Origin of the sequence: Cytobacillus gottheilii, assembly GCF_001636345.1 — a bacterium.
GTDB lineage: Bacteria > Bacillota > Bacilli > Bacillales > Cytobacillaceae > Cytobacillus > Cytobacillus gottheilii.
This window is the reverse complement of record NZ_KV440945.1, coordinates 15,001-39,452: the sequence shown is the minus strand read 5'-3', so window position 1 is coordinate 39,452 and position 24,452 is coordinate 15,001. Positions and strand designations below refer to the sequence as shown.

Below are 24,452 nucleotides of genomic sequence, written 5' to 3'. Positions count from 1 at the left end.
ATATTCATGAAAAGAATGAAATGTACAGTTTCATATGATGGCACTAGTTTTGCCGGCTATCAGGTGCAGCCGGGCAAACGTACAGTGCAGCGGGTGATCGAAGAAGCACTGACAAAGCTTCATAAAGGTGCTGAAGTGAAAATAACAGCATCCGGCCGTACCGATGCTGGGGTACATGCAAAAGGGCAGGTCTTCCACTTTGATACGCCGCTGGAAATCCCGGAAGATAGATGGACGATTGCACTTAATGCGCTGCTGCCGGCTGATGTTGCCGTCACACGCACAGAATGGACGTCTGACACCTTTCATGCCCGTTTTGATACAAGTGGCAAGGAGTATCGCTATTTTGTCCAGAGAAGGGCACAGAGAGATCCGTTTCAGCGCAACTATGCATCGCTATATCCATATCAGCTGGATGTGTCAGCCATCAGGAAGGCGATCCCATATCTAATCGGTGAATTTGATTTTACAAGCTTTTGTTCTGCTAAAACAGAAGTGGAAGATAAAGTGCGCAGAATTACCTCGATTGACGTTAAGGAAGATGGAGATCTGCTGATCTTCAGTTTTAAAGGAAATGGCTTTTTATATAATATGGTCAGAATCTTAACGGGCACCTTGTTGGCGGTTGGGAATGGACAGCTGCCGGCAGATGAAATACCGGCAATTCTTGAGGCAAAAGATCGCACGAGAGCGGGGAAAACAGCACCTCCGCAAGGATTATATTTATGGAAAGTTTTTTATGAAAATGATGGGAAATAGTAGAAAGAACCGCTAGGCGGCGTTGTGATGGGACTTTTATATAAAGATAAGCAAGCATAAAATTTTTGGACTTAGAACAATGTCCAGCTCCAGCGCCTAGCCCCTCGAGGTCTTAAGCCAATCCAGTCAAAAGGTCAAAGAACGACCTTCTGCCTGGCTCGTCTTAAGCTTTTCGGGGCTGAGCAAGGCGCTTGCGCTTTTCTTGTAAAAAAGTTTTCTAAAACAACTAATCCAGGTGTAACATTTTCTTGACATTGTTCTCCCAAAGTTATATTATAGCATATGGTATTGTTATTAAACCCACGATAAGCCCCGGAACTTATTGTGTGATATATGAAACCAAAAAACGAATGAATAATGGAATTATTAGGAGGGAATATCGATGCGTACAACGTTTATGGCGAATTCAAATAATATCGAACGTAAATGGTACGTGATTGATGCTGAAGGACAAACTTTAGGTCGTCTTTCTAGTGAAGTTGCATCAATCCTACGTGGTAAACATAAACCAACTTTTACACCGCATGTTGACACAGGTGATCATGTAATTATTATCAATGCTTCAAAAATCCACTTAACTGGTAAAAAGCTAACTGACAAGATTTACTACCGTCACAGCATGCACCCAGGCGGATTAAAGTCTAGAACTGCTCTTGAAATGCGTACGAACTACCCTGAGAGAATGTTAGAGCTTGCAATCAAAGGCATGCTTCCAAAGAACTCTCTTGGCCGTCAAATTTTCAAGAAGTTAAATGTATATGCTGGTAGCGAGCATCCGCACCAAGCTCAACAACCTGAAGTTTACGAACTTCGTGGATAATTTTTAAAGGGAGGTTATTATCTTGGCACAGGTTCAATATATTGGTACTGGTCGTCGTAAAAGCTCCGTTGCACGTGTTCGTTTAGTTCCAGGCGACGGAAACATCATCATCAATGGTCGTGAAATCACTGACTACATCCCATTTGCAGCTCTTCGTGAAGTTGTAAAGCAGCCACTTGTTGCTACTGAAACAGTAAGCAGCTATGACATTCATGTAAATGTTAATGGTGGTGGGTACACTGGTCAAGCAGGTGCAATCCGTCACGGGATCTCTCGTGCATTGCTTCAAGCTGATCCAGAATTCCGTCCTACACTTAAGCGTGCTGGACTATTAACTCGTGACGCTCGTATGAAAGAACGTAAAAAATACGGTCTTAAAGGCGCTCGTCGTGCACCTCAGTTCTCAAAACGTTAATTTTACGTTTCAAAAGGCTCTCAACCATTTGGTTGGGGGTCTTTTTTTAATATAAGAGATTTCATTCAGCATAGGTCGCTGCTTTTTTTACTTACAAAAAGCTTTCCTTTGAACGGCAAATATTATAATAAAAGTTAGCATGTTTTTCTTTTGCGTTTATTTGGATTCACAAGAGGAGACTGCTTAAGCCCATTAAGCTTAGCAGTCTCCTCTCATTTAATCTGCCATTTTATCCATAATATAAATAATACTTGCCTGGAGGTTGTTATGAAAAAGCCTAAGATTAGTTTACAAGCGGCCATTATTCTATTTGTATGCATCGTTGTGGCGCTGTCACTTGGGATAACGGATTTGCTCATTAGCAGAGGGATTACCTCCAGTGTTGAAGATACACAGAAAGACAAGGCGCTAAATGTGGCAAGGATGGTGGCAATCAGTCCTCAAGTCATCGGTGCACTTGAAGAACCAACGAATCAGGGAAATGTTCAGCCATTTACCAGTGAAATCAAAGAACTGACAGAGGTTAACTTTGTTGTGGTAATGAATATGGAGGGAATCCGCCTTTCCCATCCTGATCCTAACGAAATTGGCAGGCATTTTAGGGGAGGAGATGAAGGGCCAGTTCTCCAGGGAAAAGAGTATGTGTCGACCGCAAAAGGTTCACTCGGTCCGTCGTTAAGGGCGTTTACTCCTATTAAAAATGCGCAGGGCATTCAAGTTGGGGCAGCAGCGGTTGGAATTTCATTAGATACCGTTACAAAGGCCGTACATAAAGGTCAAATGGTTATGGTGATCGGTACTCTAATTGGCATCTTGATCGGCATTATCGGTGCAGTAGGGCTGGCAAAGTATATTAAAAAAATCCTTTTAGGGCTTGAACCATCTGTGATTGCAAAGCTCCTGGAAGAGCGGAGTTCTATGCTCCAGTCAGTAAGAGAAGGGATTATCGCAATTGACCAGGAAGGGAGAATTACTTTAGTGAATCGAGCAGCCTCGAGGCTTTTTAAAAAAGCGGGCATTGAAGGAAACCCTATGGGCCAGCGTATTGAAAATTATCTGCCAGAGACTAGGTTGACGCGCATTATCAAATCGGGGGAAACGGAGCTGGACCAAGAGCAAAAGTTAAATGGAGTCACCATTCTCGTTAACAGAGTTCCAGTAGTTGTTGATAACCAGCCGGTAGGAGCAATCGCTACATTTCGGGATAAAACAGAGGTTCAGCTTCTTGCTGAACAGCTCACGGGTGTCCGTAATTATGCTGATGCTCTCCGTGCACAGGCACATGAATTTATGAATAAACTTCATGTTATTCTGGGGCTGGTCCGCACAGAGCAGTATGAGACACTCACTAATTATGTGAGTGAGACAGTCAGTCACCGAGAAACGGAAGTTGGTTTTGTTACGAAAATGGTTCTTGATCCTGTACTCGCGGGGTTCCTAATTGGAAAGCTTAGCTTTGCAAGAGAATCCGGTGCTTCCCTATCCATTGAATGTACGAATAAAATCCCGAAGCCAGCCACTTCGAAAACAACGAATGAACTCATCACTATTATAGGGAATCTAATCGATAACGCTTTAGAGGCAGTTGCAGATCGTCCCAATAAAAAAGTTGAACTAATGCTGGATTATGCAGAGGAGATTTTAACAGTCGAGGTTAAGGATACAGGAAAGGGCATGGAACAAGCCATTCAGGATCAGATTCTTGAAAAGGGGTTCTCGACAAAAGGTAAAAACCGCGGGCTCGGGCTCTATCTTCTGCAGCAGGCAATTGAAAGGCTGGAAGGAGATTTAATTGTCTCATCTAAAATAGGCAAGGGGACGAATTTTGCTGTATATATCCCGTACAAGGAAGAAGGTGAATCAGTATGATTTCAGTCATGATTGTGGAAGATGATCCGATGGTAGCGGAAATTAATAAGCAATATCTTTCAAAGATTGAAGGTTTTCGGTTAGCAGCAACCGCAGGCTCAGTCGATGAAGCGGTTCATTTGCTGGAGATCAATGACATTCAGCTGATTCTGTTAGATCTTTTTATGCCTGGGAAGGTAGGACTGGAACTGCTGACATATTTAAGAAAAAATGAGCTTGAAATAGACGTCATCATTATTTCTGCTGCATCGGATTTGGAACGTATTCAAAAAGCATTGCGGTATGGAGTGGCAGATTACTTAATTAAACCGTTTGAGTTTGAGAGATTCAATGCTGCACTTACAAGTTACCGGCAAAAAACACTGCTGGCTCATAAGCAGAAAGCAGTTAGTCAGCAGGAACTTGATCATTTACTTTTAAATAGAGAAGAAAGTGCCATAGCAGAAGAGCTCCCAAAGGGACTGACGAAAGATACATTAAAGCAAGTATGGGAATCGATTCAGGGTTTGAAGGATGAAGCTTTTTCTACTGATGAGGTGGCAAATCATGTAGGTATATCAAGAGTGTCAGCAAGAAAATATCTTAACTTTCTAAAGGAAATCGGCATTCTGGATGTAAAGGTGATTTACGGGACGATCGGCAGGCCTGTTTATCAGCATGAATACAACCGCTTTAAAGAGCATCTAATAAAAAACTTTTTGTAAGCAGTGCATTTTGCTGCTTACTTTTTTTATTTACAAAAAGAAAGAATTAACTTTCATAATCTTTGAAAACGGTTTACTAAATACTATGATGAACCAGTAACAAATCAAAGGGGGATTTATGTATGGCACAAACAGCTAAGAAATTGGAATCGCTTACTCCTATTCCTGGAGGTTCTGGTGCAAAAAGTAAATTTAATTTACTTCATATAAATATCGGAGTTATTCCATTACCGCTTTATCTTTGTATCGCTACAGTGGTTTATCTTGCTACAGTATACGAAGTATTGCCTACAGACATGATCGGCGGCTTCGCCATTATTATTACAATGGGGATTCTGCTGGGAGAAATCGGGATGAAAATTCCAGTCTTAAAGGATATTGGCGGACCTGCTATTATGGCTTTGCTCGTACCATCCATATTAGCGTATTTTAATCTTATTAATGAAACAGGCATGACAGCAGTAACTCAATTAATGAAATCATCGAACTTTCTATATCTTTATATCTCAATCCTTGTAGCCGGAAGTATTCTTGGCATGAACCGCAAAGTGCTTCTTCAAGGTTTCTCAAAAATGTTTGTACCGCTTGTTCTTGGTACGCTTGCTTCTGTTGGTGCAGGAGTTCTTGTTGGTATGCTGTTCGGCTATTCTGCGAAGCACACATTATTCTTTATCGTCGTACCAATTATCGGTGGAGGAATTGGTGAAGGGATACTGCCGCTCTCCATTGGCTATGGGCAGGTTTTAGGTGCTGATGCAGAAACATTTGTTGGACAGTTAATCCCGGCAGCGGTCATCGGCAATATCGCAGCCATCATATGTGCTGGTCTTCTTTCCCGCTTAGGAACCAAGAAACCGCACTTAACTGGTAATGGTACTCTCGTTAAATCAAAAGGCGGAGATGGCATTACAGAATCAACGACGATTAATAAACCAGTTGATTTTCCATTAATGGGTGCAGGTCTATTAGTTGCATGTACATTCTTTATTGTGGGTGGACTTGGCCATATGGTGCTGGGAATGCCTGGTCCTGTATTAATGATTGTTGCTGCTGCATTGGTTAAGAGCTTCAAACTTGTGCCGGCAAAAATCGAACAAGGTGCACACCATATGTATAAATTTGTGTCTTCAAGCTTAACGTGGCCATTAATGGTGGGTCTTGGTCTTTTGTACATTCCGTTAGAAGATGTTGTAAAGATTGTTACTCCTTCATACATTGTTGTCTGTGTGGCGGTCGTTGTTGCTATGGTTGCAACGGGTTACTTTGTCGGAAAGCTTATGAACATGCACCCAATTGATTCGGCTATTGTTACAGGCTGTCATAGCGGACTTGGCGGAACTGGAGATGTTGCGATTCTCTCTGCATCCAACCGTATGTCATTAATGCCTTTTGCACAAATTGCGACAAGGCTTGGCGGTGCAGCTACTGTCATTCTTGCGATCATGCTTTTAAAACTGGTAAGCTAATCTTAAAAAGACAAATGCAAAGCAGGCAGCATTCACACTGTCTGCTTTGTTTAGTCAAAAAACAATATAAATAAGTTAATTACCTATAAGTAGAATTCAAAGGTTATGAACATGTTAAAATAAGATAATAGACAACCTTATTATAAAGAAAGAAGGAAATTTCATGAGTGCTTCTAAGGATATTATTATCACACCATTAAAAGGTAAAGAAATTCTCTCTAATCCTTATTTGAATAAAGGGATTGCATTTACAAAAGAGGAAAGAGAAGATCTGGGTCTAAATGGACTGCTGCCATCACAGGTGCTTACATTAGAGGAACAAGTGAGCAGAGCTTATGAGCAATACTCCATGAGAACGACTAATTTATTCAAAAATGGACTGCTATATGATTTATATAACCGTAATGTTGTTTTATTCTATCGGCTTTTAAAAGAGCATTTAGCAGAAATGCTGCCGATTATCTATACTCCTACGGTCAGCGATGCGATTCAGTCGTATTCACATACTTACCGTCGCCCAGGCGGCTTATACCTTTCTATTGATGATCCAAAGGGAATTGAAGAAGCTTTTCAAAATCTTGGACAGCCTAAAGATGGAATCGATTTAATCGTTGTTACAGACTCCGAAAGTATACTTGGCATCGGAGACCAAGGGGTAGGCGGCATTAATATTGCAATCGGAAAACTTGCTGTTTATACAGCAGCTGCTGGAATTGACCCTAGCCGTGTTCTGCCGGTTGTCCTTGACGTAGGTACAAACAATCAGGAATTAATTGCTGATCCTCTATATGTTGGGAATAAATTTCCTCGTGTCCGCGGAGAGCGCTATGATGAATTTATTGACTTGTTTATCGAATCTGCCAGATCTCATTTTCCAGAAGTTCTTCTTCATTGGGAGGACTTTGGCAATGTAAATGCCCGTAAAATCTTAGATAAATATGGTGATAAAATTCTTACATTCAATGATGACATTCAAGGCACAGGTGCTGTTACACTTGCTGCAATTATGTCAGCGTTGAAAGTCACAGGAGTTTCTATGAAGGATCAGCGCGTTGTGGTCTTTGGACCAGGAGCTGCTGGAATTGGAAATGCTGATCAAATCGCTGATGCCATGATTCTTGATGGACTGACAAAAGAAGAGGCATATGGCCAGTTCTGGGCTATTGATTATAGAGGCTTGCTGACAGATGAAACACCAGATGTTTTTGACTTCCAAAAGCCTTATGTCAGATCAGCTGCAGAAGTAAAAGGCTGGGACCGTAATGAGGAAGGACTTATCACTTTAAAAGAAGTGGTGCAGAGAGTAAAGCCTACGATTTTAATTGGTACTTCTGGACAAGCGGGTGCGTTTACAGAAGAGATTATTAAAGAGATGGCAAAGCATGTGGAACGCCCAATCATCATGCCAATGTCTAATCCGACTTCTCTTGCAGAAGCTGTACCTGAAAACCTGATTAAATGGACAGATGGAAAAGCGCTCATTGCCACTGGCAGTCCGTTTAATAATGTAGAATATAATGGAATCTCATATGAAATTGGTCAGTCGAACAATGCATTTGTATTCCCTGGGCTGGGACTTGGAGCGATAGTGGCTAAAGCCGAAGTTATTTCAAAAGGGATGTTCGTTGCCGCTTCAAATGCCGTTGCCGAAATGTCTGACAGCAGTCAGCCTGGTGCATCTCTTCTTCCGTCTATTGAGCATTTGCATGAAGTATCGATTTATGTGGCAGTTCAAGTAGCAAAAGCAGCAATGGAAGAGGGAATTGCAAAAGCAGAAATAACAGATCCTGCTAAAGCTGTAAACGATGCCGTATGGGAACCAGAATATAAAGAAATCAGAAGTGTTGGAGTTTGGACGAGAATTTAATAACTACACTTCACCTTGATGCTGAAAAATTTAAAAGATCCCCTTAATGGGGATCTTTTAAATTTTGGCACCTTTTACTCTTCTAAAAATATCTCCTCAAGCGAAGGTTCATCAACACTGACACGGTACACATCGATTTTTTTCTGATTAAAAGCACGGATGACTTCTGCAATTTTTTTCTCGTGATCAAGGGTAAGTGTGACTTGTGAATCAGCAGCAGAAACATCTGTGCCAACTGATTGCAGCCATTCCATCATTGTATGCTGATCTCCTTTAGACATAGGAGAATGCTTAACCGTTACAGTCAGTGTGGAACGGTAAAAAGTCCGCAGCTCCTCCATCGTACCAATTTTGCCAACCTTTCCTTCTTTCATGATGGCAATTCGGGTGCACACTTTTTCTACCTCATCTAAATTGTGGGAGGTCATAAAAATAGTCTTTCCACGCTCTTTTAAATCACGAATCAGCTTATGAATATGAAGAACAGATTCTGCATCTAATCCAGACGTTGGTTCATCGAGAAAAATGAGCTCCGGGTCATGAATGATTGCCTGGGCAATACCGAGCTTCTTTTTCATGCCAAAAGAAAATTTAGAGGTTTTAACATGTGCATGCTCATCTAATCCGACAGACCGCAAGACCGCCATACAATGTTGTTTCCCAGTAGGTTTACCAGAAAGTGCAGACAGAAACTTTAAATGATCAAATGCCGTTAAAGATTCATAAAAAGTAGAGTAGTCAGGCATTACACCAACGCGTTTCTTTACTTTCTCAACAGAACCATGGACGCCAAGCAGCGAAAAGGTGCCGGATGTCGGCCGGATAATGCCTGTCAGCATATTAATGAAGGTTGATTTTCCGGCACCATTGCGGCCAAGAAAACCAAAAACCTCGCCCTTTTCTATAACCAGATCAATTCCCTTCACTACTTGATGTGCTCCATATGACTTTCTTAACTGATTCGTTTCAATCGCAATCATTAAAATTCCCTCCTTGTAAAAATGGCAGCTGAGATAAATAGCAGAAATGCCGCCAGCAGGTTAATAATCAAGAATAAATAGTTATCATGTTCTAAATAGTAAAATGGAGTGATATACTTAAGCCAGCTTACCCATTCATTTGACGTAAACGTAATCCACATCCCGAAAATCGGAAAAGCGATCCCAAGCAGAATACCAAGAAACATGGTTATGCCTGGTTTCGGAATGATTGTAGAAAGCAGAATCGTCAATGAAATCTGGTAAATTAAGAGGCTCATGACTTGAAAAAAGCTGAAAAAATCGAACTGCCTGGCAAAAATGCTGATGATCAAAAACGAAATGGTGACACAGACTGTCCAGAAGAGAACGATTCCCAAAAATTTTCCGAACAAAATAGACAATCTCGATGTTCTTGTTACTAAAAAACGCATCGTCCGCTCATGTGTTTCTCTATTGATGCAATCATGTGAAAGTCCTAATACAAATAACTGCCCAAACAATAGCAATAATGAAAGCAGTCCAATTGTATGAACATAATTCATTTCATCTGCAGTAAAATCTACGAGATTCGTTAATGCGTTTGAGAATTTGGATGAATAATAAGCAGTTGCCAATAAAATTGCGATGATAATAATGGATTTTATACTTTTAAATAAACTGAAAAACTCCCTTTTGCTGATTACAAACATAATTTTTTAATACTCCCTTCACAAATGTGTAATTGATATTCAGTATAAGGACTCAATCTTATGTAAGAAGAAACTTCACCTTAATTCAACCTTAATTCTTCCATCCGAAATCACATCTAATGGTAAGATGGGGATGTAAGTAAAAGAGGTGAAAAATGTATGCAAGAACATATATTAATTGTCGATGATGAAAAAGCCATTGTACAAATGCTAAAAATCATTTTAACAAAAGAATCCTTTAAACATATTGATACGGCAGGTACAGCAGAGGAAGCATTATCGCTTTGTAAGATGAAACGATACGATTTGATTCTGCTTGATGTAATGCTGCCGAATCGAAGCGGCTTCGAAATCTGTCCTTTAATTAGAGAAACGACGGATGCTCCGATTTTCTTTTTAACAGCAAAATCAACTGATTTAGATAAACTTTCAGGATTTGCTCTGGGAGCTGATGACTATATTACAAAACCGTTTAATCCATTGGAAGTTGTAGCGAGAGTGAAAGCTCACCTGCGCAGGAATACGTTAAGAACAATCCCTGCTCAAACAAACTATCAATTTGGATATTTGGCTGTAAATGCCTCGTCTGGAGAAGTAAAAGTAAAAGGGAAACAGGTTGAGTTGCCTGCACAAGTATATCAGCTGCTGCTATTCTTTTGTAAGCATCCGAACCAGCTGTTCAGCAAAAGCCAGCTCTATGAACGAGTGTGGGGCGAAGCGTTTCTAGGCGAGGATAATACGATTATGGTACATATTAGAAAGCTTCGTGAAAAGATTGAAGAGAACCCAAGTAAACCTAAGTACATTGTAACGGTCCGGGGACTCGGTTATAAATTTGTTCCGGACGGGGCTCGTCATGAACATTTATAGACGTTTTATTGTCCAGTTTTTATTTCAGATTATAATAGGCTTTATTCTGCTGCTTCTTTTATTCATAGCGATCTGGGGAATGATTGGCTTTTCGATTAGCAGCGCTGACATTGAGAAGGATTTGTCCAATGGTGATTCGTTTTATTTTTCAGAGGCCATCTCTATGAAAGATGGAAAGGCTGTGTTTAATGACAAGTTGAAGCAGCTGGTAAAAAATCAGGATATGGAACTAATCGTTTTCACAGCAGAAGGTCAAATTGCTGGTTCTTATCCTTCGTCAGAAACAGATCCTTCTCAGATAGAGCAAGGTGAATTAGCTTCACTAATTTTAGGAGAAACAGGGGAACATTCATTTATTGATCTGGTTGATTGGAAGGATATGGACCCCTACTATTTATTGGTCAGAAGAGGAACTGCATTACAAGATCTGCTAACAGAGACCAAAATGCTGGCAGAGTGGGATCAACAGAAACTAAACTTAACGGATCGTGCAATAGACAAATTGAATAAAGAACACAGCTGGGTTCAACTTATCAATCCAGCTGGCGAGGTCGTGGATGAATTTGCAGCAGAAGCACAGCCTAATCATTACAGTTTTGAGGAACTTTCTATCATCGCAGAACACGACAAAAATTCAGCGAGTGCTTACTTCCATGAAGAGACAGGACAAACGCTTATCGTAGGCATAGGTCACAATGACCCAGCAGCATCCATTGATGAGAGCTTCTATAAACATATCAGTCAAAGTTTTCTGATTGCCTTTGTGATTCTGTTTTTATTGCTTCTATTGGGAACGTTCTGGTATGCGCGCAAATTTGGCATTCCGCTGATTACAATGATGAAATGGATCAAAAATCTTGGTGATGGTATTTTTGAAGAACCACAGGATCTCCATCAGCAATCTGTCCTGATGAATAAAAAGGGAAAGCTAAAAAAGAAATACCGATTATATAAAGATTTTATTCTGGCTCTTCATCAGCTTACGAAAACGTTAAAAGATAATGAATCTGAGCGGCTGAAAATGACGAAGACAAGAGAAGAGTGGATCAGCGGGATATCACATGATTTAAAAACTCCGCTTGCGTCCATAGCAGGTTACTCTCAAATGCTTAAATCGCCAAATTATTCTTGGTCTGAAAAGGAAACAAAGGAGTTTGGAGAAATTATCACTGACAAGTCAGCTTATATGATGGAATTGCTTGAGGACCTGACACTGACTTACCGGCTGCGGAATCAGGCACTCCCTATTGTAAAAGAAGAAGTGGATCTAAATGAATTTATCCGCAGAACCATCATTTATTTTGTTAATGATCCAAACAACAAGGACCTGAACCTGCTATTTAATCCTTCTCCTAAGAGAATATCAGCTCATATTGACCCCAAGTGGTTTCAGCGGATCCTCGACAATTTAATTCAAAACGCCATTAAATATAACCCTGCTCATACATCTATTACTGTTTCAGTTTCTTTGATAGAACAGCATTTTATTGTGATTAAAGTTGAAGATGATGGAGTTGGCATGGATCAGGAAACACTTGATAAGCTATTTCAGCGGTACTACCGGGGCACTAATACAAGTGATACGAGTATGGGAACAGGGCTTGGCATGGCGATTGCCAAACAACTTGTACAACTGCATGATGGCACCATTCAAGTAAACAGTACGCCGAATAAAGGGACATTCATTCGGATCTTAATTCCGGCAATGGAGAATGCAAAAGAGTATAAGCCGTGAATACCAGCTTCTGATGGGGACATTGAATGACTGACGAAGAAAAATCAGCAGTCAAACAGTGTCTCTTTCATTTGCATAAGAAAATATCTGCAGCCTTTTTCTCATTGACCATTAAATAGAGGCAATGTATAATTAATTTACGGAACATTGTTCCATAATATGAAACGATGTGTATGTGAAAAAATAAATGCAATAAGAAGTATGGAGTTAAATCAGTGAGGTGGATATAAAATGGGGAAGAGGATCGTAACAATCGGCGAAGCAATGGGCTTGTTTGTTTCAGATGAATTTGGCCCGCTGGAAAAGGTGCAGAAATTTACGCGCTCGATTGCTGGAGCAGAGCTAAATGTAAGCGTTGGCATGGCGAGACTTGGCCATGAGGTGTATTATGCCACTCAAGTGGGAAATGATCCTTTAGGCAAATCGATTAAAAGATTTATTGAAAGTGAACATATAAGCAGTTCATTCGTTTTTGAGAGCAATGACTATGTTACAGGCTTGCAGATGAAAGAAAAGGTGACAGAAGGAGATCCTCATGTCGCCAGTTTCCGTAAAGGAAGTGCCGCTTCCAGAATTGGACTGGATCAATTTAAGGAGGTAGACTTCACTAAGTTTGATGTTGTGCATCTAACGGGTGTATTTTTGGCACTTTCCTCTGAGACAAAAGCTGTTTCTCACTTTTTTGCAGAAGAAGGCAGAAAAGCCGGGGCTACCATAACGTTTGATCCGAATCTGCGTCCAAATTTATGGAATAGTCAAGAAGAGATGGTTCGAAGCATTAATGACCTAGCTGCTAAATGCGATGTGGTTCTGCCAGGCATTTCAGAAGGAAAAATTTTAACAGGCTTTGATACACCAGAGGAAATCGCTGACTACTATCTTCATAAAGGTGTAAAGCTCGTTGTCATTAAGCTTGGGGAAAAAGGCGCCTATGCCAAAGGGCAGGATTATGAAGGAACGTATATTAAAGGCTTTAAAGTGGATGAAATTATTGACACTGTTGGAGCAGGAGATGGATTTGCAGCTGGAGTGATCAGCGGATTATCAGAAGGATTGTCTATTGAAGATAGTGTCATACGCGGTAATGCCATTGGTGCCATTCAGCTCAGCTCTCCTGGAGATAATGAAGGCCTGCCGACAAGAGAGAAGTTAGAGCATTTTATTCAATCCGCAGGTTCTATGAAAACAGCAAACTAATAGAAAGGAATGAAAGTAAATGAAAAAAATAAATACCTTGCAGCAGATTGCACAATCAAAAATCGTCGCTGTCATCCGCGCAGATTCTTCTGAAGAGGCTATACAGATTACAAAAGCCTGTATTGAAGGTGGAATCACGTGCGTGGAGCTGACATACACAATCCCTGGTGTAGAGGATGCTATTAAATCACTGGTCTCTGAATATAAAGATGACAGCAGAGTGGTTGTTGGGGCCGGCACCGTATTGGATGAGACAACAGCAAGATTAGCGATTATGGCAGGAAGTGAATTTGTTGTCAGTCCTGCTTTCAGCAAACAAGTTGCGAAGCTTTGTAACTTATATGGCATTCCGTATATGCCAGGATGCGTAACCATCACTGAAATGCAGGAAGCACTGACTTATGGGACAGATGTGATTAAGCTTTTCCCTGGCAGCTTGGTGGGACCGGATTATATTAAAGCAGTAAAAGCTCCATTGCCTCATGTAAATATTATGCCAACAGGCGGAGTAAGTCTGGATAATATTCAAGAGTGGCTTGATAATGGCTGTGTGGCTGTTGGAGTAGGAGGAAACCTAGTCAACGCAGCAAAAGCGGATGGAGATTATCAGAAAGTGACAGAATTGGCTCGCCAATATGTTGAAAAAATAAACTAGTGGATTCGTGTGCAAGCCGTACTTATAACCGGATTGCCTGGAAGTATAAGTAAGATCCCAAAGAGTTGCTGTACAGCTATTTGTTATTTTTTCGCTATTCTTCCATTTATTAAAGTAAAAGGCTCGTTGGTCATTAAATGTGACTAACGAGCCTTTCTTTATTTTATACCCAATGAATAATATCCTCTGCCTGCTGTCTGGATTTTGGGCGATGCGGATCTTGTGCGCGATAGCCGAATGCAACGAAGCAGGAGAGACCGAAGTCGTCGGTTAGGATGCCTTCTTCTTTTAAAATAACCTCTGCTTTTCCTTTATCAAAGCCCTCAATTGGACATGAGTCAACGCCAATCATGGCTGCGGCCGTCATCATATTTCCGAGAGCAATATACGATTGTCTTGATGCCCACTGAAAGAACAGTTCGTCAAAGGCATTAAGCTTAAATTCATTTTCGATAAAGTTGGAGTAGGCTCCACCAATCCCTTTAACAACTTCGGGCGGCATTTGATGGACGTCCTTCATGATATGCTGGATATAATCAGATTCTGGAGTAAGACTTTGTTTTACTCGGCTCAGAATAAGAACGAAGTGACTGGCTGTTGGAAGTGTTTTTTGTGCACCCCAGGAAACAGCTCGCAGCTTTTCTCTTATCTGTTCATTTTGCAGAACAACAAATTTCCAAGGTTCAAAGCCGAATGAGGATGGAGAGAGTCTTGCAGTTTCTAGAATGAATGCAAAATCCTCTTCTGTAATTTTTTGTGCCGGATTGAATTCCTTGCATGCATGGCGAAATTGGAACGCATTTAGGATGTCTTCTTTACGGATACTTGGTTTGTGTTGCATTTATTTCACTCCTTTTTGATGATTAACAAAAGTATAATACAGTGCACACATTTTATGTTGCAGGCAGTATTTTGCATAACTGTTTTCTAATCTGCATAAGTAAAATAAAAATAGCGGCAAATTAGCCGCTATTGTTGTTATTTAAGATAATAAACCTTAGATTTTTCTCTTCCGGAGTCTTGTAAACACGAACCAAATAAGGAATAGCGCAATCGGGATCAGAAGATAGTTCGCATACTGAGCAAAGATGGCTCCAGCTCTTTCCCATTGCGGCCCTAAAGCATAGCCTAAATAAACGTAAATGGCTGTGACAGGAAGCATGGCAACATATGTATAGATGATGAATTTCCAAATATTCATCTTAGCCATCCCGCATGGAATGGAAATAGCTGTGCGCACCCCAGGAATAAATCGTCCTAAAAAGGCAACTGCTCCCCCATACTTTGCAAAAAATTCATCCGCTTTATCAATATGCTCTTCTTTTACTAGAAAATACTTTCCAAATTTTAAAACAACCGGACGGCCGCCATATCGGCCTAATGCATATAATGTCAATGGACCGAGAACACCGCCGATGGAACCGGCAATAATCGCTCCATATAAATTCATGTCCCCTTCATATACCCAAAAGCCAGCTAGCGGCAGTACAAGCTCAGCTGGAACAAATTCAAATGTTAAGGCCAGCATGATGCCAAAGTAAGATAATCCTTTAAAAGCCTCAATCATTTCTAAGATCAGAGCTTCCAACCGGACACCTCCTCCAAATAGTCAATTTATTTATAACCAAGACATAAGTATATCATAAGTCCATCTTTCTCTATAGTATTTACCTATAACCCCATGCTTTTACATTGGAAAAGAATCGCAGAAAAATGGCAAACGAATCAATGCTGATTTCTGCATGGCTGTCTAAGAACAGTTAAAGAATATCTTCAAGGGGTGAATGCATTTGACTGTGATCACAACATTTACAGAAAAAAGACGAGAAAAGCAAGTCAAATACGAGAAATCGGTTCTGAAGGAACTGTCTATAAAGGAATTAAAAGAAAAGGTAAAACATTTTTTTGGATCATCCAGATTGGTATCAAATTTACTCATGAACGCAGGAATCGAAGAAGCTTGTTATGATGTAGCCATTGAAGCGTATTTACTTGGTGCTCAGTACAGCCGGTTTGGCATGCATGGAGAAACAAATGAACAAGTCATGGAACGCTGCAGTGAAGAACGGCTCCATTTTACTGATACGCTCTATCACTTCTTTCTATACTGGAGTCACGGGGAGGAAGGGGCAATGAGTGAATCCCTTTATTATTTGTGCGAGCAATATGTCAACAGCTGGTGGCATGAAGGGTTTAACAAAGGGCAGCGCAGACAGAAGCTTCGTCTGCATTAACTAGAAGCACTCTTGTTTTCATGTTCTAATTCCCCGCCTTGTCCCATATATTGAATGGAGGACAAGCGGGGAGTTGATGTGGCTTATATGAATAAAAAAATAAAAGCTGGCGCATTTATTATTGGTTTAACCATTTTGTTTTTTATTCTGCAATACGATTTCTCTGAGGATGACTCCTGGGAATCGTGGAACTTACCTTTAACAGGGAAGATTATCCTTTTAGATCCTGGTCATGGAGGTCCTGATGGCGGAGCTGGAGATGATGACGCTCTTGAAAAGGATATTGCTTTAGATGTCTCTTTAAAAATAAGAGATTATCTTCAAGAGCAAGGGGCGCTTGTACTTATGACGCGAGAAGAGGATCGGGACTTAGCTCCTGAAGGTACAAAAGGATACAGCAGAAGAAAAGTTGAGGATCTCAAAAAGAGGCTGGAGCTAATCAATGATTCTAATGCAGAATTCTATGTCAGCATTCATCTTAATTCCATCCCATCGCCGCGATGGAGCGGAGCACAGACCTTTTATTCAAATCACCTGATTGAAAATGGAAGATCAGCGAAGTTTATCCAAGATGAGCTGCGCAGAAACCTCGAGAATACAACGAGAAAAGCGAAACCAATCAATAATGTTTATATAGTAGAAAATGCTGAAAAGCCAGGTGCTCTTGTTGAAATCGGGTTTTTATCAAATCCTGAGGAAAAATCCCGTTTGAAAACAGAGGACTATCAGGATAAAGTCGCTGCTTCTATTTATAATGGAATTCTCCGCTACTTTACAAGCGAAGCAGAATTAGAAGAGGAAGAATAGTTTTCGTTAAGGTGCTCATGATCATGAGCGCCTTTTCGATGTTAATTTGGTTAAGTTTAATATAGCGTTTTCATTGAAGATGTCACCAGCTGCTGAATAATTCATACAAGTGTGATATTTGTTTACTATTTAATGGGGGTAAACATGTTATAGTAGAATTAATGTATGGATTTTACCCATGCTAATACTTAGAGTGATATTACATAAGGAGGGGCTACGATGTTAACAGAACAACGCATGAAAGACGCAATTAGCGGACTGAAAGAACCATTTTTACATAAAACATTAGGCGAGTTAAATGCAATTGAGGAAATAAAAATAAAAGAAGAAAAAGAACATGTAAGTGTGAAGATTTTAATTGCTAAAACGGGAACAGCCGAACAGATGCAGCTGCAGACAGAAATCGTCAATCGCTTAAAAGAGGCAGGAGCAGCAACTGTAGGCATTCGTTTCAGTGAACTTCCAGAAGAGATTCTTGCTCAATATAGACAAGCCAACGCAGACAGTGGAGCTGGCCTGCTATCTCCTGGAAACAAGACACAATTTATTGCGATCGCCAGCGGCAAGGGCGGCGTTGGGAAATCAACCGTTTCTGTTAACCTCGCCGTATCGTTAGCCCGCCTGGGGAAAAAAGTCGGATTGGTGGATGCCGATATATATGGATTCAGTGTACCGGATATGATGGGCATCACTAAACGCCCTGTTGTAAGAGGAGAGCAAATTATTCCGGTTGAAAGATTTGGCGTAAAAGTGATTTCAATGGGATTCTTTGTAGAAGATAACGCTCCTATTATCTGGAGAGGGCCAATGCTTGGCAAAATGCTGAATAGTTTCTTTAACGAGGTGGAATGGGGAGAACTTGATTACTTGCTGCTTGACCTGCCGCCAGGAACAGGTGATGTGGCACTTGATGTCCATACAATGCTGCCATCCTGTAAAGAAATTGTTGTTACAACACCGCATGCTACAGCAGCATTTGTAGCTGCCCGGGCAGGAGCAATGGCTTTAAGAACAGAGCATGAAATTTTAGGCGTGGTAGAGAATATGGCCTACTTTGAAAGCAAGCTAACGGGTGAAAAAGAGTATGTATTTGGCCAAGGGGGCGGACAGAAGCTTGCTGAAGAATTACGGACAGACGTTTTAGGACAGCTTCCATTAGCACAGCCGGATTATAATGAGGATGATTTTGCTCCTTCGGTATATGATCAAGACCATAAGCTTGGAAAGATTTATGGAGATATTGCTAAGAAAGTTGTAGAAGCAACTGAGAAATAATAAAAGCAATAAGGATATGAATATAAATAGCAAAAAAGCGTGGAGCTTGTTATAGCTTCGCGCCTTTTTATTAGCTTGGGTTTGATGTGGTGGATCTGATGTATGAAACACCTAAAGAGACAGCCTTTTCTCTAATTGAGAATAGGCTGTCACAGATTGTAGACAAAAGGGGTTCGGAATGGTCTCATTCCGAACCCCTTTTGAAGTTTTTTTCTATTTTTATTCCTTTAGAGGACAGAATGCAGCTATCCTATCCTAAGATTTATACTGTTTTTGGGTCCTGCCACGTCCAGTTGGCTATTTTCTTTAAATTCATGGACGCGAAAGTAAGCATCGCTTGCATCGACAATTTTTTAAGTCCCCTTAACGTTGTCCAACGCATTCCATGCTTTTCTTTTGCATCAGCGAAAACACGTTCAATCGTTTCCTTTCGCTTTGCGTATATTGGTTTTACATCTTTGTGATGGCGAAGATGTTCCACTTCCTCCACATATTCCTGCCAAATATGCCGGGTCACCACTTTTTGGTGATTCTTACTCTGTGTACATTGGTGCAATAATGAACAAGTGCCACAAGTCTGTTTCGATGATTTGTATTCACGGTAACCTTCCTTGGTGGTAGTTGAATAGTTCAAAATTTTGCCCGCTGGGCAAATATAACAATCAAAATGTTCATCATAAACATATTCGTGCTTTCGGAAGAATCCATCCTTTGTACGTGGTCTTGTATAAGGGAGTGCAGGTGTTATTTCATGTTCAATTAAGTACTTCGTGATGGCAGGTGTTTTATAAGCTGCGTCTGCGGCAACGGCTTCAGGTTTTCCAACTCTATCAATCACTCGTTCAACTAAAGGCTCAAGGATTCCACTATCATGAATGTTTCCTGGTGTAACTATATTTCCTAAGATAAATCCGTTGCGATCAGAGGCGGCATGAAACGAATAAGCAAACTGTTTAGTGCGTTCGTCTTTGACGTAGTAGCCACTTTCTGGGTCTGTGGTACTTTCTTTGATCTCTTTTGTTTCCTCTTTTTCAAATTTATCAGGTGGAAATGGCTTCTTCCCATGATCTTCACGGTCATCGTTGATTTCTGTCTGAAGCTGTTCTTGATATGCGCGTGTTTCCTTACGCACAACTTTCTTCGCAAATTTATGTTTATTCGCGCTTGCTTTTACGTGTGTCGAGTCAATAAAAACATGTTCAGCGCTAATTAATTTCTTTTCCGTGGCCGTTTTTAAGATTCGATAGAAGATCTGTTCAAATAGATCAGTATCTTTAAAACGACGCTCATAGTTTTTACCGAAGGTAGAGAAGTGAGGAACTTTATCATAAAATCCATATCCTAAAAACCAGCGATAAGCCATGTTTGTTTTTAGTTCCTCAATGGTTTGGCGCATGGACCGAATACCGAAGGTATATTGAATAAAAGTAAGCTTTATTAAAATTACCGGGTCAATACTTGGACGACCTACTTCTGAATATGTATCTTTCACTAAATCATAAATGAAGGAGAAGTCAATTGCAGCCTCCATTTTTCGTACTAAATGGTTTTCAGGTACCAGTTGATCTAACGTAACCATTTCAAGCTGATCACGTTGAATCGAATTATGTTTGGAAAGCATCTTTCATCACCTCTAACCTTATTCTCCTTTTATTCTAAAACAAAAAAGACTGTAGGCAAACTCGATTTTCATCGAGTTTGTCTACAGTCTGAGACAGCCTTTTCTCTAATTGAGAATAGGCTGTCAAACTTACGCTGCTTTAGCTGCCGCCACCGCCGCCACCGCCAGACTCTTCTTCTCCACCACTTTCTTCTCCGCCTTCCTCTGGCTGCTCTTCGCTGCCGCCGCCTCCTTGACCACCGCCACCCCCGCCGGCTTCTTCTGCAGCCTTAAGGAGAATGTCTTGCAGTTTTGCCTTAAACAGCGGACTTTCGAATGTTTCAGTTACGACTGTTTGTAAATGTTCTCGATATTCTTTGCTTTTTAGAACATTGGTCACTTCTTTTTGCAGCTCTGGATCTTTTAAAACTTCAATCATCATGCCGCGATATTCGGGATCCTTCATTAAATCCTTTAGTAACTGTTCGTTCCCGTCTTTCATGCTTTTTGCCATGCTTTCAGCAAACTTAGGATCTTCAAAAGAAGTTTTCCAAAACTCAGTGCCTTCTTTAGAAGTGAGAGTTGTTTGAATGGTTTCTGCTACAATTGCTTCATCCATAATAAGCGTTTGCTTAATTTTCTCATCCTCGAGCAGTTCTTGAACCGCCTTTTTGCCATCATCTGTTTTCAATATATCTACAACCATCTTTTTCGTTTGATCATAATCCATTTGTCCGCCGGATTCCTCCTGGCCGCAACCGGAGATTATGGCCAATAAAAGAAGAGGGAATAGTATTCGGGCTATTTTTAACATGTTGAAGACTCCTTTCACAATTATCCTTAACATTAGAATGAAGAAAAAGGACAAATATTATGCGTGAACTATGATGTACCTAGATTTTTCAATGTTTGGTTGGTACAATCATAATTAGGAATTTAATGCTATGGGGGAAAAATAAATTGACTAGCCGGCTTTGGGTAAAATTATTCTTATCAACCCTGTTACTTGGGGGAGTAGTAACGAGCATCACTGGATTTATTGTGCGTTGGGATGAATTCTCTTCAATCTTTATGCCCTTTGATTTTCTTGAGGTTCTTTCCGTACTATTTTGGCTTTTTGGCGTTGGACTGATTTTCAGTATTATTAGCCAGATGGGCTTTTTTGCATACTTAACGATTCACCGTTTTGGCCTTGGAATATTCAAGTCCCATAAATTATGGAACGGTGTACAGGTTGTCTTAATATTATTTGTTCTGTTTGACCTTGTATACTTTCGCTACAATGCATTTGCAGAACAAGGAGAAAGCTTGCTTCCATATATAGGATTAGCGGCTATGCTGCTGGCAGCAGGGTTAATAACTGCTTTTTTGAAGGTGAGAATCTCAACAAAAGAAACATTTATACCAGCTTTATTTTTCATGATTGTTGTCACAACGATTGAATGGGTGCCGATTTTGAGAGTAAATGAGTATAGCTGGGTATGGCTGATGATTTTCCCACTAATTATTTGCAATGCGTACCAGCTATTGATATTGCAGAAAATTAATGAACAATCTCGGATGTACCGACAGCAGCTTGATCAGAAAAAGAATATTCCATTAAAAAAATAAACTGTTCTCCAGCTGCAGAAATATAGTGCGGCTGGAGAACAGTTTTTTTAATTATTTTATCTCATTGGTTTTCGCATCAGCATTGGCAATCATTTCTGATACAGATACCAGTTTATGTCCTTTATTATTAAGGTTTTTGATTACATCGGGCAAGGCAGCAGCTGTCTGTTTAGCTGAATCAGAAGCATGGAGCAGAATAATGTCTCCTTTTTTGGCCTTCCCGGTATTTTTAATAATCACTTCTGAGCCGGGATTCGTCCAATCTTTAGAATCAATACTCCAATGAACAACCGTATAGCCTAATCCTTCTGCTGTTTTTAATGTGTTTTGGTCAAAATGTCCTGTTGGCGCACGCAGCAGTTTTATATTTTTAACATTTAATTTGCCAAAAGCTGTTTGAGCTTTTGCGATGTCCTGCCTGACTTTTTCAGGCTCGATTTCAGTATAGTCCTTATATTCATAACCTAGCATGCCTATTTCATATCCTTCTTTTACGATTCTCTCCACAATATCAGGGTGGCTCTCTGCCCAAGCTCCAGATAGAAAGAAAGTAGCAGCCTTTACATTTTCTTTTTTCAGGACATCGAGAATTGGCTCCGCTTTTTCATCGCCCCAGCCAATATTAAAGGTGAGTGCCACGTTTTTTTCTCCTTTATAGATGGCTTTCGGTCCATCCTTAACGGAGAATGCCGGCATATGAATTAGGTTCTGAAAGTAAAAAATCCAAGCGGTAAAAAAAGCGGCAGTCATGATTATAATCATTTGTTTTACACGTTTTCCATTTAGTACAAAGAAAAAATTCATTTAACTATCACCTCGTCCATTCCGTTGCTTGCTACATATGTATGCTGTGCTTGTCTAGAAAATGCAAAAAATACTTATAATAAAAGTACTTGTGGAAAATACTACTAGAACTTAAAAAGAGCTGGAGGAAGATATATGATCGGATTTCTAATCAATCAAAAAGAAGTGCAAGAGATGGAGTATTTAATCAAAAGGGAGCTTGATGAAATCTTATTTGATTTGAAGGATGAAAGAATTGATTCTATGGTGAAAAGAGCAATGAACGAGAGGTATAAAATATTATTTAAGTTGTTTACCCGGATTGCTTCCCCTAAAGAATGTTTGAAGTACACGCGCAGCAGCAGTATTTATAAGCAGTAATATTCGTCATACATAATCTATTTTATTTTTTTTTATAAAAATTATTGACTTCATCATAGTAAGTTGGTATATTAATAAACGTCGCTGCTGACACACAACTTGATTGTTAAAAAAAACATGAAAAAAGTTGTTGACAGAAACGACAGCACATGTTAAATTAATAAAGTCGCTTTTGGGCGGCGGAGTTAATAAAATTGCTCTTTGAAAACTGAACGAACAATAAAACGTCAACGTTTAAAAAGATTCTTCGGAATCAACAATGTACATTATGTACACAAGAGCTAATCAACTCTTTCTTGGAGAGTTTGATCCTGGCTCAGGACGAACGCTGGCGGCGTGCCTAATACATGCAAGTCGAGCGGACAGATGGGAGCTTGCTCCCTGAAGTCAGCGGCGGACGGGTGAGTAACACGTGGGCAACCTGCCTGTAAGACTGGGATAACTTCGGGAAACCGGAGCTAATACCGGATAATGCTTTTGGACTCATGTCCTTAAGCTGAAAGATGGTTTCGGCTATCACTTACAGATGGGCCCGCGGCGCATTAGCTAGTTGGTGAGGTAACGGCTCACCAAGGCAACGATGCGTAGCCGACCTGAGAGGGTGATCGGCCACACTGGGACTGAGACACGGCCCAGACTCCTACGGGAGGCAGCAGTAGGGAATCTTCCGCAATGGACGAAAGTCTGACGGAGCAACGCCGCGTGAGTGATGAAGGTTTTCGGATCGTAAAACTCTGTTGTTAGGGAAGAACAAGTACCGGAGTAACTGCCGGTACCTTGACGGTACCTAACCAGAAAGCCACGGCTAACTACGTGCCAGCAGCCGCGGTAATACGTAGGTGGCAAGCGTTGTCCGGAATTATTGGGCGTAAAGCGCGCGCAGGCGGTCCTTTAAGTCTGATGTGAAAGCCCACGGCTCAACCGTGGAGGGTCATTGGAAACTGGGGGACTTGAGTGCAGAAGAGGAGAGTGGAATTCCACGTGTAGCGGTGAAATGCGTAGAGATGTGGAGGAACACCAGTGGCGAAGGCGACTCTCTGGTCTGTAACTGACGCTGAGGCGCGAAAGCGTGGGGAGCGAACAGGATTAGATACCCTGGTAGTCCACGCCGTAAACGATGAGTGCTAAGTGTTAGAGGGTTTCCGCCCTTTAGTGCTGCAGCAAACGCATTAAGCACTCCGCCTGGGGAGTACGGCCGCAAGGCTGAAACTCAAAGGAATTGACGGGGGCCCGCACAAGCGGTGGAGCATGTGGTTTAATTCGAAGCAACGCGAAGAACCTTACCAGGTCTTGACATCCTCTGACACTCCTAGAGATAGGACGTTCCCCTTCGGGGGACAGAGTGACAGGTGGTGCATGGTTGTCGTCAGCTCGTGTCGTGAGATGTTGGGTTAAGTCCCGCAACGAGCGCAACCCTTGATCTTAGTTGCCAGCATTCAGTTGGGCACTCTAAGGTGACTGCCGGTGACAAACCGGAGGAAGGTGGGGATGACGTCAAATCATCATGCCCCTTATGACCTGGGCTACACACGTGCTACAATGGATGGTACAAAGGGCTGCAAGACCGCGAGGTTTAGCCAATCCCATAAAACCATTCTCAGTTCGGATTGCAGGCTGCAACTCGCCTGCATGAAGCCGGAATCGCTAGTAATCGCGGATCAGCATGCCGCGGTGAATACGTTCCCGGGCCTTGTACACACCGCCCGTCACACCACGAGAGTTTGTAACACCCGAA

Annotated in this window: 23 protein-coding genes and 1 rRNA gene (1 of these 24 running past the window's edge); 17 read left to right on the top strand and 7 right to left on the bottom strand. The window is 41.0% G+C overall.

Annotated features, from left to right (window positions below; all coding sequences use genetic code 11):
- The first annotated feature begins 6 nt into the window (after positions 1–6).
- From truA to A6754_RS00190, 7 genes are all read left to right on the top strand, one after another.
- Positions 7–759, top strand: a complete 753-nt coding sequence (gene truA / locus A6754_RS00220; RefSeq protein ID WP_066441501.1) for a tRNA pseudouridine(38-40) synthase TruA — start codon at positions 7–9, stop codon at positions 757–759.
- 382 nt (positions 760–1,141) lie between these two features.
- Entirely contained in the window at positions 1,142–1,579 is a 438-nt protein-coding gene (gene rplM / locus A6754_RS00215; protein WP_066441500.1) for a 50S ribosomal protein L13, read from the top strand.
- Positions 1,580–1,601: 22 nt separating this feature from the next.
- A complete protein-coding gene (gene rpsI, locus A6754_RS00210) occupies positions 1,602–1,994 on the top strand; it encodes a 30S ribosomal protein S9 (RefSeq protein ID WP_066441499.1) in 393 nt (130 codons plus the stop codon).
- 267 nt (positions 1,995–2,261) lie between these two features.
- Positions 2,262–3,863, top strand: a complete 1,602-nt coding sequence (dcuS, locus tag A6754_RS00205) for a DcuS/MalK family sensor histidine kinase (RefSeq protein WP_066441496.1) — start codon at positions 2,262–2,264, stop codon at positions 3,861–3,863.
- Entirely contained in the window at positions 3,860–4,567 is a 708-nt protein-coding gene (locus A6754_RS00200) for a response regulator (protein ID WP_066441493.1), read from the top strand. Before dcuS ends, A6754_RS00200 begins: the two co-directional genes overlap by 4 nt.
- A 122-nt stretch (positions 4,568–4,689) precedes the next feature.
- Positions 4,690–6,033, top strand: a complete 1,344-nt coding sequence (locus A6754_RS00195) for a 2-hydroxycarboxylate transporter family protein (RefSeq protein ID WP_066441490.1) — start codon at positions 4,690–4,692, stop codon at positions 6,031–6,033.
- Between the two features lie 163 nt (positions 6,034–6,196).
- Positions 6,197–7,900, top strand: a complete 1,704-nt coding sequence (locus A6754_RS00190; protein ID WP_066441487.1) for an NAD-dependent malic enzyme — start codon at positions 6,197–6,199, stop codon at positions 7,898–7,900.
- A 74-nt stretch (positions 7,901–7,974) separates the two neighbouring features.
- Here the strand turns inward: A6754_RS00190 and A6754_RS00185 are convergent, their stop codons facing one another.
- Positions 7,975–8,880: an ABC transporter ATP-binding protein gene (locus A6754_RS00185; protein WP_066441483.1), complete on the bottom strand. Its 906-nt coding sequence runs from the start codon at positions 8,878–8,880 to the stop codon at positions 7,975–7,977.
- On the bottom strand, positions 8,880–9,569 hold the full coding sequence (locus A6754_RS00180; RefSeq protein WP_066441480.1) for an ABC transporter permease subunit: 690 nt from the start codon (positions 9,567–9,569) through the stop codon (positions 8,880–8,882). Before A6754_RS00180 ends, A6754_RS00185 begins: the two co-directional genes overlap by 1 nt.
- 159 nt (positions 9,570–9,728) lie before the next feature.
- Between A6754_RS00180 and A6754_RS00175 the strand changes: the two genes are divergently transcribed.
- The 4 genes from A6754_RS00175 (at position 9,729) to A6754_RS00160 (ending at position 14,026) form a co-directional block, all read left to right on the top strand.
- Positions 9,729–10,439: a response regulator transcription factor gene (locus A6754_RS00175; RefSeq protein ID WP_066441478.1), complete on the top strand. Its 711-nt coding sequence runs from the start codon at positions 9,729–9,731 to the stop codon at positions 10,437–10,439.
- A complete protein-coding gene (locus A6754_RS00170; protein WP_066441476.1) occupies positions 10,426–12,174 on the top strand; it encodes a sensor histidine kinase in 1,749 nt (582 codons plus the stop codon). Before A6754_RS00175 ends, A6754_RS00170 begins: the two co-directional genes overlap by 14 nt.
- A 231-nt stretch (positions 12,175–12,405) precedes the next feature.
- Entirely contained in the window at positions 12,406–13,371 is a 966-nt protein-coding gene (locus tag A6754_RS00165; RefSeq protein ID WP_066441471.1) for a sugar kinase, read from the top strand.
- Between the two features lie 19 nt (positions 13,372–13,390).
- Positions 13,391–14,026, top strand: a complete 636-nt coding sequence (locus A6754_RS00160) for a bifunctional 2-keto-4-hydroxyglutarate aldolase/2-keto-3-deoxy-6-phosphogluconate aldolase (RefSeq protein ID WP_066441466.1) — start codon at positions 13,391–13,393, stop codon at positions 14,024–14,026.
- A 163-nt stretch (positions 14,027–14,189) separates the two neighbouring features.
- On the opposite strand, the gene A6754_RS00155 is transcribed toward A6754_RS00160, so the two are convergent.
- Both A6754_RS00155 and A6754_RS00150 read right to left on the bottom strand, forming a co-directional pair.
- Complete coding sequence (locus A6754_RS00155; RefSeq protein ID WP_180320180.1) at positions 14,190–14,867, bottom strand: NAD(P)H-dependent oxidoreductase; 678 nt, start codon at positions 14,865–14,867, stop codon at positions 14,190–14,192.
- Between the two features lie 156 nt (positions 14,868–15,023).
- On the bottom strand, positions 15,024–15,614 hold the full coding sequence (locus A6754_RS00150; protein ID WP_066441463.1) for a DedA family protein: 591 nt from the start codon (positions 15,612–15,614) through the stop codon (positions 15,024–15,026).
- Between the two features lie 202 nt (positions 15,615–15,816).
- Between A6754_RS00150 and A6754_RS00145 the strand changes: the two genes are divergently transcribed.
- From A6754_RS00145 to salA, 3 genes are all read left to right on the top strand, one after another.
- Positions 15,817–16,260: a YbaK family protein gene (locus tag A6754_RS00145; protein ID WP_066441459.1), complete on the top strand. Its 444-nt coding sequence runs from the start codon at positions 15,817–15,819 to the stop codon at positions 16,258–16,260.
- A gap of 87 nt (positions 16,261–16,347) precedes the next feature.
- Positions 16,348–17,067: an N-acetylmuramoyl-L-alanine amidase CwlD gene (gene cwlD / locus A6754_RS00140; RefSeq protein ID WP_066441457.1), complete on the top strand. Its 720-nt coding sequence runs from the start codon at positions 16,348–16,350 to the stop codon at positions 17,065–17,067.
- Positions 17,068–17,286: 219 nt separating this feature from the next.
- The gene (salA, locus tag A6754_RS00135; RefSeq protein ID WP_066441454.1) at positions 17,287–18,342 is read left to right on the top strand and encodes an iron-sulfur carrier protein/transcriptional regulator SalA; all 1,056 of its coding nucleotides are present in this window, start codon (positions 17,287–17,289) and stop codon (positions 18,340–18,342) included.
- A gap of 262 nt (positions 18,343–18,604) precedes the next feature.
- Here salA and A6754_RS00130 read toward each other — a convergent pair whose 3' ends face one another.
- Positions 18,605–19,963 (bottom strand): IS1182 family transposase, encoded by a 1,359-nt coding sequence (locus A6754_RS00130; protein WP_066441451.1) that lies wholly within the window; start codon positions 19,961–19,963, stop codon positions 18,605–18,607.
- A gap of 139 nt (positions 19,964–20,102) precedes the next feature.
- Positions 20,103–20,756, bottom strand: coding sequence for a spore germination lipoprotein GerD (gene gerD / locus A6754_RS00125; protein ID WP_066441448.1), 654 nt, complete (start codon positions 20,754–20,756; stop codon positions 20,103–20,105).
- A gap of 146 nt (positions 20,757–20,902) precedes the next feature.
- Between gerD and A6754_RS00120 the strand changes: the two genes are divergently transcribed.
- Positions 20,903–21,553, top strand: a complete 651-nt coding sequence (locus A6754_RS00120; protein ID WP_066441445.1) for a KinB-signaling pathway activation protein — start codon at positions 20,903–20,905, stop codon at positions 21,551–21,553.
- A 51-nt stretch (positions 21,554–21,604) separates the two neighbouring features.
- On the opposite strand, the gene pdaB is transcribed toward A6754_RS00120, so the two are convergent.
- Positions 21,605–22,357, bottom strand: a complete 753-nt coding sequence (gene pdaB / locus A6754_RS00115; protein WP_066441442.1) for a polysaccharide deacetylase family sporulation protein PdaB — start codon at positions 22,355–22,357, stop codon at positions 21,605–21,607.
- 135 nt (positions 22,358–22,492) lie between these two features.
- Here pdaB and A6754_RS00110 point away from each other — a divergent pair, with 135 nt between their 5' ends.
- The gene (locus A6754_RS00110; protein WP_066441440.1) at positions 22,493–22,717 is read left to right on the top strand and encodes a hypothetical protein; all 225 of its coding nucleotides are present in this window, start codon (positions 22,493–22,495) and stop codon (positions 22,715–22,717) included.
- Between the two features lie 293 nt (positions 22,718–23,010).
- A 16S ribosomal RNA gene (locus A6754_RS00105) occupies positions 23,011–24,452 on the top strand (it continues 108 nt past the right edge of the window).